Source organism: Christensenella sp., from assembly GCF_034927525.1.
GTDB lineage: Bacteria > Bacillota > Clostridia > Christensenellales > Christensenellaceae > Christensenella.
Genome location: NZ_JAYFPU010000069.1, coordinates 1 through 9,515 on the forward strand (window position 1 = coordinate 1; position 9,515 = coordinate 9,515).

Annotated in this window: 5 protein-coding genes; all 5 read right to left on the reverse strand. The window is 51.0% G+C overall.

Translation table 11 applies throughout. The features are described 5' to 3' along the window. Window positions 1-174: 174 nt before the first annotated feature. Window positions 175-423: a ribosomal L7Ae/L30e/S12e/Gadd45 family protein gene (locus VB081_RS02500; RefSeq protein ID WP_323399276.1), complete on the reverse strand. Its 249-nt coding sequence runs from the start codon at window positions 421-423 to the stop codon at window positions 175-177. A gap of 50 nt (window positions 424-473) precedes the next feature. Continuing rightward, window positions 474-1,280, reverse strand: a complete 807-nt coding sequence (locus tag VB081_RS02505; protein WP_323399277.1) for a hypothetical protein — start codon at window positions 1,278-1,280, stop codon at window positions 474-476. A gap of 75 nt (window positions 1,281-1,355) precedes the next feature. Continuing rightward, window positions 1,356-4,925, reverse strand: a complete 3,570-nt coding sequence (rpoC, locus tag VB081_RS02510) for a DNA-directed RNA polymerase subunit beta' (RefSeq protein ID WP_323399278.1) — start codon at window positions 4,923-4,925, stop codon at window positions 1,356-1,358. Between the two features lie 51 nt (window positions 4,926-4,976). Further along, complete coding sequence (gene rpoB / locus VB081_RS02515) at window positions 4,977-8,768, reverse strand: DNA-directed RNA polymerase subunit beta (RefSeq protein WP_323399279.1); 3,792 nt, start codon at window positions 8,766-8,768, stop codon at window positions 4,977-4,979. Between the two features lie 344 nt (window positions 8,769-9,112). Next, window positions 9,113-9,515 (reverse strand): PIN/TRAM domain-containing protein (locus tag VB081_RS02520; RefSeq protein ID WP_323399280.1); only part of this gene is annotated, 403 nt, incomplete at its 5' end.

Genomic DNA, 9,515 nt, shown 5'->3' on the forward strand with positions numbered 1-9,515 from the left:
TTTTTAACCAATTGGTTGATGGTAGGCATACACGCACCTTCCTTTCATTTCGTATCAATAATTATTGCAGCTTCCCAAATGCCTGCGCATCAAGCATTTGTAAGAAACTGTAGCATACTATTTCTAAATATGCTGTAAAGTTATAGACAAAATTCCCCGCAACCCTGAAGGGAATTAGTTTTCAATGATACCGGCACAGGCCGCGGACACATCAATGCCACACACCTCGCCAAGCTCTTTCATTGTTTCCACATTCACAATGTGGACTTCCATTTCGCCGATTGCATACAGAATCCGCTCTTTGATATGTTCCTCTGCGTCGTCCGCAAGGTACACGGTAAGCACGGTTTCTTCCTCCAGACTCCTGAGCAATTGTTTTAAGCCCACGACCCTATTTTCGGCGTTTTTCAGTTCATCATACATTTACGCACACCTCTTTTTAACGCAAAAAGCGCGCCTAAATATAATACCATTCAAATATTCATGTTGTCAAGTGGCAGATCGTCATCATCCTTGTCTGCGCACTCCGTTTGCGGCTTGCGCAGATAGGGATATGTCTTCGTCTTTTTGAAGTATATCCGCGGCATCCCGTTCGTCAGTTGGAAGAAGAACCAGCCTTTATTCAGCATCTGTCGCACGAGCGGTATCTCCGCAACGTCCACATGCACCGTTTTAGACGCTTTCTTCAGCGAATTCATGCCCAGCTGTTTCCCTAAAAAATAACCCGCCAACGCCATCAGCGCCACAAACAACACAGGCAGCAGAGCGAACAGGTTCGCCATTGGCGTTGCAAATCCGGGGATCAGCAGTAACAAAAACGACGCAATCAGAAAACCGAAGAACACCCCTAGATGCAGGAAGTCCATCTTGCGGAACGCCTTTTTGCAGTCGTCACAAATACCCGCCTGCAAAGTGACTAGCGATCCTACGGGCGTACGCACCTTCTTGCCGATACCAAAGAACATGCCCTTAGCAGAGTACGGCTCCGGATGCGCCATCTCAAAGGAAGCATAGCCGTCGATCTTTTTCGGCTGCCCCTTACAGAACGGACAATCATCACTCGTATGCAGATCGTCGATATTTTCCGGGATGTACGAAAGCGTAGTTTCCCAGCGCTCCATCGCGGCCTTTTTGTCATCGTCACTCTTTAGCGTGCTGATATAGCAGTGATAGCAGCCCTTCCTGTCAAGCCAGTTACACAGGTCGCTATCCGCGATCGCGCACTTTTTTCTGTATTCGCGCTGTTCGTCGCTTAAATTGTTATTGTTGTTTTCGCTCATCAAAAACCTCTCCAATCATTTACAAAACAGGCGAAAGGGTTCTTCCCCCCTCCGCCTGCAATCGATCTTTTTCTCTTAAAGCTCTGTGTCCATCACATCGATGTCGATCTGAGCCGCAATATCGTCGTTGACGACATTGGAGATCACGTCGATATTTTTGTACCGCTTCATGCCGGTACCGGCCGGAATCAGTTTACCGATGATGATATTTTCCTTCAGCCCCAAGAGCGGATCGACCTTGCCCTTGATGGCCGCCTCTGTCAGCACCCTCGTCGTTTCCTGGAAGGAAGCCGCCGAGAGGAAGCTGTTTGTGGAAAGCGAAGCCTTGGTGATACCGAGGAGTACGCGCGAAGCCGTCGCCGGTTCCTTGCCGTCCTTTATCATCTGCTCGTTTTCCTTCTCAAACAGGAAGATGTCTACCATCTCTCCCGGAAGCATGGACGTATCACCCGCGTCTTCGATCTTACACTTTTTGAGCATACAACGCACAATGATCTCCAGATGCTTGTCGGAAATCTCAACACCCTGCAAACGGTATACCATCTGTACTTCTTTTAAGAGGTACTCCTGCACACCCTTCACACCCTTGATCTTCAAGATATCGTTCGGGTTGATAGAGCCTTCTGTCAGCTCGTCGCCCGCCTCGATCTCCTGTCCGTCTTCTACTGTCACGCGCGATCCATACGGAATGAGGTATGTTTTCGCCTCGCCCGAATCGTTCGCCACCGTGATCTCGCGCTTTTTACGCGTATCGTTGATGGTTACCACGCCCGCGATCTCAGAAATAACCGCAAGCCCTCGCGGTTTTCTCGCCTCAAACAATTCCTCGACACGCGGGAGACCCTGCGTGATATCGCCGCCGGCAACACCGCCGGTATGGAATGTTCTCATCGTCAGCTGCGTACCCGGCTCGCCGATGGACTGCGCCGCGATAACGCCTACCGCTTCGCCGATGTCCACAAGCCCGCCTGTCGCCATGTTTGCGCCATAGCACTTCGCGCACACGCCGTGCTCGCTCTTACATGTAAACACGGTACGGATGTTGACTTCTTCAATGCCCAAGTCTACAATCTGTTTCGCGATCGCCGGGGTAATCATCTCGTTTGCGCCGAGGATCACTTTACCCTTGCTGTCCTTGACCTCCTTAGAGGTATAACGTCCGCGAATGCGGTCTTCTAACGGCTCAATCACTTCCTTGCCGTTGGAATTGGTAAGCTTTCTCATGGGCACGCCCTGCGTCTGCTCGCCTAAATTCTCAAAGCAGTCAACCTCACGTACGATCACGTTATGTGATACATCTACAAGGCGGCGTGTCAGGTAACCCGAGTCAGCCGTTCTCAGTGCCGTATCTGCAAGACCTTTTCTCGCACCGTGCGAAGATATGAAGTACTCAAGAACAGTAAGTCCTTCACGGAAGTTTGCCCTGATCGGAATTTCGATGATCTCACCATTCGGGTCAGCCATCAGTCCGCGCATACCGGCCAGCTGTCTGATCTGGTTCGTGGAACCACGCGCGCCGGAGTTCGCCATCATGTAGATGGGGTTAAACGGGTCTAAGCTCTTCATCAGAGCATCCGTTACCTTATTGGTCGTATTTTCCCATACTTTAACAGTACTGTCCTTACGTTCCTTGTCTGTCAGGAGACCGCGTTTGTACTGCTTTTCGATGGTAACAACTTTTTCTTCCGCATCTTCAAGCAATTCTTTTTTCGCACCGGGGATCTTGATGTCCGAAACGGAAACCGTGATCGCACCGATCGTCGAATAGTGGAAGCCCTGCTTTTTGATCGCGTCCAGAACGTGCGAGGTCTTTGTCGGCCCAAGCTTTAAAAAGCACAGGTCAACAAGCTTTCCAAGCTGTTTCTTGTCGATCAGCTGGTCTACTTCAAATTTCAGTTCGTTTTCAGGCTTAGAGCGATCCATATAACCAAGATTCTGCGGGATCGCGTTATTAAAGATCACGCGGCCCGTCGTGGTTTCAATGATACCCGTCTTCATTTCCCCGTCCACTTCTTTTGTGACACGGATCTTGACCATCGCCTGCAAATCGATATTTCCTGTGTTATAAGCAAGCACCGCTTCTTCCGGAGAAGCAAAGATGCTGCCTTCACCCTTCGCGCCTTCGCGGTGGATGGTCAGGTAATAAGACCCGATAACCATATCCTGCGTAGGCGAAACGACAGGTCTTCCATCCTGCGGCTTCAAGATATTGTTTGCCGCAAGCATGAGGAACCTTGCTTCGCTTTGTGCTTCCACCGAAAGCGGAACGTGTACAGCCATCTGGTCTCCGTCAAAGTCGGCATTGTACGCCGTACAAGCAAGCGGATGCAGCTTGATCGCGCGTCCTTCGACTAAGACAGGCTCAAACGCCTGAATGCCCAGCCTGTGCAGCGTAGGCGCACGATTGAGGAGCACAGGATGCCCCTTGATCACGTCTTCCAGTACGTCCCAAACCTCGGGGCGCACCTTTTCCACCATACGCTTGGCGGATTTGATGTTGTGCGCAAACCCTTCCTGTACAAGCTTTTTCATAACAAACGGCTTGAACAGCTCAAGCGCCATTTCCTTAGGCAGACCGCACTGATACATCTGCAATTCAGGTCCAACCACGATAACGCTACGTCCGGAATAGTCGACACGCTTGCCAAGAAGGTTCTGGCGGAAACGTCCCTGCTTACCACGCAGCATATCAGATAAGGACTTTAACGGCCTGTTGCCAGGACCCGTTACAGGACGTCCACGCCTGCCGTTATCGATCAGAGCGTCCACCGCTTCCTGCAGCATACGCTTTTCGTTTCTGACAATGATGTCCGGTGCTCTTAACTGCAACAACCTGTTAAGACGGTTGTTGCGGTTGATCACGCGGCGATATAGATCATTCAAATCGGAAGTCGCGAACCGTCCGCCGTCAAGCTGCACCATGGGGCGCAACTCGGGCGGGATCACGGGCACAACGTCCATGATGATCCATTCCGGCTTGTTGCCCGACTGGCGGAACGCTTCCGTCACCTCGAGGCGCTTGATCGCGCGCACGCGCTTTTGTCCCGTGCAAGTCTTAAGCTCTTCGCGCAACGTGGCTACTTCTGCTTCCAGATCCACCTGCTTTAAGAGTATTTTTACCGCTTCCGCACCCATACCAGCGGAAAACGCTTCTTCGCCAAATCTGGCCTGCGCTTCGCGGTATTCCTTGTCTGTCAAAAGCTGCTTGTATTCAAGTCCTGTCTCGCCCGCATCCGTTACGACAAATGCCGCAAAATACAGTACCTTTTCCAAAGACCGCGGGGACATATCGAGTAACAGTCCCATTCTTGAAGGAATCCCTTTAAAATACCAAATATGCGAAACAGGCGCAGCAAGCTCAATGTGACCCATGCGCTCGCGGCGAACCTTTGCGCGCGTTACCTCAACGCCGCACTTTTCGCATACGATACCTTTATAACGTATCCTCTTATATCTTCCGCAGTGACATTCCCAGTCCTTTGTCGGTCCAAAAATGCGTTCACAGAACAGTCCGTCTTTTTCCGGCTTTAACGTACGATAGTTGATCGTTTCCGGCTTTTTAACCTCACCGTGCGACCATTCGCGTATTTTTTCCGGAGATGCAAGGCCTATTTGTATCGCATCAAAAGTATTGAGTTCAAACAAGGGTATCTCCTCTCCTCTCTGCTCTATCAAAAATTTACTAAACTAAATCACTTACTCCATATCGTCGTCTTTTAAGCTATCCGTATCGATATTGAGGTCTTCTGTGAGGTCGATGTCGTCCTCTATCTCTTCCATATCCGGGATCACGTCGTCCGCGAAGTCGTCAAAGTCGATCTCCTCGTCCTCTAGCTCCGCGATATCCGGCAGGTCTAGTTCGTCGATCGAAAGATCGTCAATGTCCTCGATGACCATGTCACCCGCATCGAAATCTCCTTCTTCCGCAGGCAGATCTTCCGCCCCCGCGATGTTGATGTCGATCAGCATGCCATCATCTTCGTCCGCTTCCTTGATCGCGATCTCGCCACGGTCTTCAGAAAGCACCTTGATGTCAAGACCCAGACTCTGCATTTCCTTAATCAGCACCTTGAACGATTCCGGAACGCCCGGCTCGGGGATGTTTTCCCCTTTGACGATAGATTCGTACGTCTTTACACGCCCGACCACGTCGTCGGATTTCACTGTCAAAATCTCCTGCAAGGTGTTCGCCGCGCCATAAGCCTCCAGCGCCCACACCTCCATCTCGCCAAAACGCTGTCCGCCGAACTGTGCTTTACCGCCGAGGGGCTGCTGCGTAACGAGAGAGTAAGGCCCTGTGGAACGCGCATGGATCTTGTCGTCCACCAGGTGATGCAGTTTTAAGATATACATATAACCCACGGTCACGCGGTTTTCAAACGGTTCCCCGCTGCGTCCGTCGTATAACACTGTTTTTCCGTCCGGCGTGAGGCCGCTCTTTGCAAGCAGTTCCTCAATGTCTTCCTCACTCGCGCCGTCGAATACCGGCGTAGCGACCTTGTAACCCATCGCACGCGCCGCCATACCGAGATGTACCTCAAGTACCTGTCCGATGTTCATACGCGAAGGTACGCCCAAAGGATTGAGTACGATGTCAAGCGGCGTACCATCTGGCAGGAACGGCATATCTTCCATCGGGAGAATACGCGAGATAACACCCTTGTTACCATGGCGTCCGGCCATTTTGTCGCCCACAGATATCTTTCTCTTCTGTGCGATATAAACACGTACGAGCTTGTTGACGCCCGCCGTCAGTTCATCTTTGTTTTCGCGCGTGAATATCTTCACGTCCACAATCACGCCGCCTTCACCGTGCGGTACCCTAAGCGATGTGTCGCGCACCTCGCGCGCCTTTTCGCCGAAGATCGCGCGCAGTAAGCGTTCTTCCGCTGTCAGCTCCGTCTCACCCTTGGGCGTTACCTTGCCAACAAGGATATCCCCGCTCCTAACTTCCGCGCCGATACGCACAATACCGCGCGAATCAAGATCTTTAAGCGCTTCCTCACCCACATTCGGGATGTCGCGCGTAATCTCTTCCGGCCCCAGCTTCGTGTCACGGGCTTCCGCTTCGTATTCCTCCACATGGATGGATGTGAATACGTCGTCCTTCACAAGACGCTCGGATAAGAGCATAGCATCCTCGTAATTGTAGCCTTCCCATGTCATGAAGCCTACAAGTACGTTTTTGCCAAGCCCCAGCTCGCCGTGGTCTGTTGAAGGCCCGTCCGCCAGTACCTGTCCTGCTTCTATCTGCTGTCCTTCATATACGATGGGCAGCTGGTTGATGCACGTACCCTGATTGGAACGCGCAAATTTGATCAAATTGAAATCAGACTCCGTACCGTCGTCGTTTGCAACAACGATCTTGTCCGCCGTTACGCTTTTCGCTACGCCCGCCTTTTTGGAGATAGAAAGCACGCCTGAGTCGTAAGCCGCCTTGTACTCCATACCCGTTCCCACAACAGGAGATTCGGGGATGAGCAGCGGCACTGCCTGCCTCTGCATGTTAGAACCCATCAGCGCACGGTTCGCATCGTCGTTTTCTAAGAACGGGATGAGCGATGTAGCAACCGATACAAGCTGCTTCGGTGAAACGTCCATCAGGTCAACTTCGTTTCTCGAAACCTCAACGATCTTATCGCGCACACGGCACATAACGCGCTCGTTTACAAACACGCCGTCGTCAGCAAGCGGTTCATTTGCCTGCGCAACGATCAGATCTTCTTCCTGATCCGCCGTCATGTACTGCACCTTTTCCATAACACGGCCTTTTTTCTTATCAATGATACGGAAAGGCGTTTCGATAAATCCATATTCGTTGATACGCGCATATGTCGATAAAGAACCGATGAGGCCGATATTCGGACCTTCCGGCGTCTCGATCGGGCACATACGTCCGTAATGCGAATGGTGAACGTCACGAACGTCAAAGCTCGCACGGTCACGGTTTAAGCCGCCCGGCCCCAGGGCCGACAGCCTTCTTTTGTGTGTCAACTCAGCAAGCGGGTTCGTCTGATCCATGAACTGTGAAAGCTGGGAGGAACCAAAGAACTCCTTGATAGAAGCCGTCACCGGACGGATATTGATCAGGTTAGAAGGTGTTGCCACGTCCATGTCCTGAATAGACATTCTCTCGCGAACGACCCTCTCAAGGCGCGTAAGGCCTACGCGCAGCTGGTTTTGCAGCAACTCGCCTACCGAGCGCAGCCGCCTGTTTCCCAGATGGTCAATATCGTCCGTTAAGCCGATCCCATATTTGAGCCCTAAGAAATAGCTCACCGAAGCGAGCATATCGTCTACAATGATATGCTTGGGGATGAGCACGGTAAGCCCTTCCGCCAAACGCTCTTTTAACAGCGCCTTATCTTTTCCGCACTCGTCTAAAATTTCCTTCAAAGCCGGATAATAAACTTTTTCGTTGATGCCTACTTCCGCCGGATCAAAATCAAGGTAACCCTTCGCGTCCACAAAATTATTGCCGTGTACACGCGCTACGTTTTCACCGACAGAAAGCTCTACCGTGTTAACGCCAGCATTCTCGATCATAAGCGCCTTCTTCTCGCTGATCGCTTCGCCCGCAGCAACAAGCAGCTCACCCGTGTTTGCATCGATGACATTAGAAGCTGCCACCTGATCTTTGATGCGCTCCGCGATCGAAAGCTTCTTATTGAATTTATACCGCCCGACACGCGCTAAGTCATACCGCTTGGGGTCAAAGAACAGGGACCCTATCAGCATATTCGCACTTTCCACCGTCGGCGGTTCGCCCGGACGCAGGCGCTTATAGATTTCAAGCAAGCCTTCTTCCTGTGTTGTGGTATTATCCTTTTTCAGCGTCGCTTCAACGTTTTCATCGTCGCCAAAATATTCCCGCAGGTCAGCGTCTTTGGAAAGACCCATCGCGCGCAGGAAAACTGTGACAGGGAGCTTCCTCGTCCTATCCACACGGATAAACATACAATCGTTGGAATCCGTTTCATATTCAAGCCATGCGCCCCTGTTTGGGATCACGGTAGAACTGAACAGATCCTTACCTGTTTTGTCCTTACTCTCGCCATAATATACGCCCGGCGAGCGGACAAGCTGCGAAACGATGACGCGCTCCGCACCATTGATAATGAACGTTCCCTTTTCCGTCATCAGCGGGAAATCGCCCATAAATACTTCCTGCTCCTTGACTTCCCCTGTTTCCTTATTTAAAAGGCGAACCTGCACCTTAAGAGGAGCGGCGTAGTTCACGTCCCGCTCTTTACATTCTTCCACATCATACTTCGGTGCATCAAGAATTTTGTAGTCCACAAATTCCAGCACAAGATTTTCAGAATAGTCGGTGATAGGGGAGATGTCTTGCAGTACTTCGCCCAGTCCCTCTTCCAAAAAGCGTTTGTAAGAGTTTTTCTGGATTTCGATTAAGTCCGGCATGTCTAGAACTTCTTTGATCTTGGAAAAGCTCATCCTCTTATTTGTTCCAAACTTAACTTCCTGCATACTTAACAACAACTCCTATCTTAAAATTGATTAAACCAGTCAAGACACATCAGCACGCCGTGTTGCTCTAAAACCCGTTCGTTATGCGAATTTTTCACCCGCCCAAAAGGGCGCGAGATGGGACAATACTCCACAGTACAACTATGCTAATGCAGTTTACTATATTATCATAGCGAAATCAAGATGTCAACACTTATTTTTTAGTACTTCTTTGTTCATCGCAATTTCTACCGGCCTCTTGTTACCGCCAGTCGTCGCGGCATCGCGTCGTCTGAGCAAGTAGGCAGATAAACACGGGCAAAAACAGGGAGCGGTAGCCCGCACCCTGTTTCCTATTTATTTGCTTATTTGATTTTTGCGAAGATCATCCGTCCCGCCGCTGTCTGTAGCACGCTCGTCACGATCACGCTTAGGGTTTTGTCGCTCATGCCCTTCGCGCCCTCCACGACGATCATCGTGCCATCGTCTAAGTACCCGATGCCCTGGCTCTGCTCCTTACCGTCCTTTACGATGGTCACGCTCATTTCCTCGCCTGCCATCAAGATCGGCTTGACCGCGTTCGCCAGCTCGTTGATGTTGAACACAGCAACGTCCTGTACCGCCGCAACCTTGTTTAAGTTGTAATCGTTGGTCACCACCGTGCCGCCGATATCCTTTGCAAGCTTCAAAAGCTTGATGTCCACCTCTGGCACATCCTCATAGTCGACGTCCGTTACTCTGACCCGCGCCGTCAGTTCCTTCTGCATA